General features: G+C 65.1%; 1 protein-coding gene and 1 pseudogene. Both read left to right on the forward strand.

The window, feature by feature from the left end:
- Positions 1-527, forward strand: a 527-nt coding sequence (locus tag AX672_RS18045; RefSeq protein ID WP_231731427.1) for a methyl-accepting chemotaxis protein, incomplete at its 5' end; no start/stop codon positions are given.
- A gap of 5 nt (positions 528-532) precedes the next feature.
- Positions 533-1,397: pseudogene (locus AX672_RS18975) on the forward strand (protoglobin domain-containing protein); the annotation flags it as partial.

The following is a 1,397-nucleotide window of genomic DNA, read 5'->3' on the forward strand; positions in this document are numbered from 1 at the left end:
TGAGCGATCACGCCAAGTCGATCGAATCGATCCTGGGCCTGATCCGCGACATTGCCGGGCAGACCAATCTGCTCGCGCTCAACGCGACGATCGAGGCCGCCCGCGCCGGTGACGCGGGCCGCGGCTTTGCAGTCGTTGCGCAGGAAGTGAAGAGCCTCGCCAACCAGACCGCGCGCGCGACCGACGACATCGCTGCCAAGATCGCCGCGATCCAGTCCGCGACACGCTCGACCGTTGAGACCAATGCCTCGATCCGCTCGACCGTTGCCGAGGTCCAGATGTCGGCCGAGAAGATCCGCGCGGCGATGGAAATGCAGGCACAGACCGTGACCGCGATCACCGCGTCGGTCGACGAAACCGCGCTCGCCGCCGACTCGATGTCGAACACGATCGCTGCCATCCGCGAGGATACCGAAAGCGTCGCCAGCGACATCGACCGGGTCGGTCAGGGCTTCGACGCCTTCGACACGCGGCTCGGAACGCTCAAAACGACGGCCAGCGATTTCATCTCGAAAGTTGCGGCATAGCCATCATGCACACGAGCCCAAAGTCCTTCCTGTTCCAAGATCGACGCACGGCTGTTGAGCGCTTGCGCTATTTCGATGCCGACGGCGCCATCCGCGCGCACCACGGCGAACTGCACGCGATCATCGCGCCCCATTTCGAACCGCTTGCGCGCAAATTCTGGGCGTTTCTGGCGACATGCCCCGAATGCGCGCACCTGACGTCCATTCTCACTCCGGCGGTGATCGACCGGCGCGTGGCTGCCGATGTCGAGTATCTCAACGCCAAGTTCAGCCATACCTTCGCCGACGACTGGGTCGGCGCTGCGTCGACCCGGATGGCCGAGGCCGATGCTGTGGGCCTGACGCCCAACATCGTCGTCGCCGGCCTGACCCTGATCAACCGCGACCTGATGGCGGTATTGCGCGATGCTGTGGCTGGCGATTTCGACCGCTACACCAGGCTCGCCGACATCGTCATGCGGCTGGCGTCGTTTGAAGCCAATGTCGTGATGTCATGGTGGGGCAATGCGCGCGCCGAAAGCGCTCGCCAGGAGCGCCGCGAACAGTCCGAGCTCTTCCGCGCAACGGTGGCGGAAAGCGTGGAGCAGAGCGCGGCCCTTGGCGCGCAGCTAAAAGATCAGGCCAAGACCGTATCGAACTCGACGCGCGGGATGCTCGATCAGACCAACGAAGTCGCCGCCGCCGCCGAACAATCGGCTGTTGCAATGCGCGAAGCGGCGCGGACCGCCGCCGGATTGATCCGCGCGATCGAGGATGCACGCGGCGAAGTGGAGGCAGCCGCCGAAGTCGCAACCCGCGCCGCCAGCCAGGCCGGTGCCGCCGTCGGCATGTCCGAAACGCTGAGCGATCACGCCAAGTCGATCGAATCGA

The sequence above is a fragment of the Sphingomonas sp. CCH10-B3 genome (genome assembly GCF_001556185.1).
Classification (GTDB): domain Bacteria; phylum Pseudomonadota; class Alphaproteobacteria; order Sphingomonadales; family Sphingomonadaceae; genus Sphingomonas; species Sphingomonas aquatica.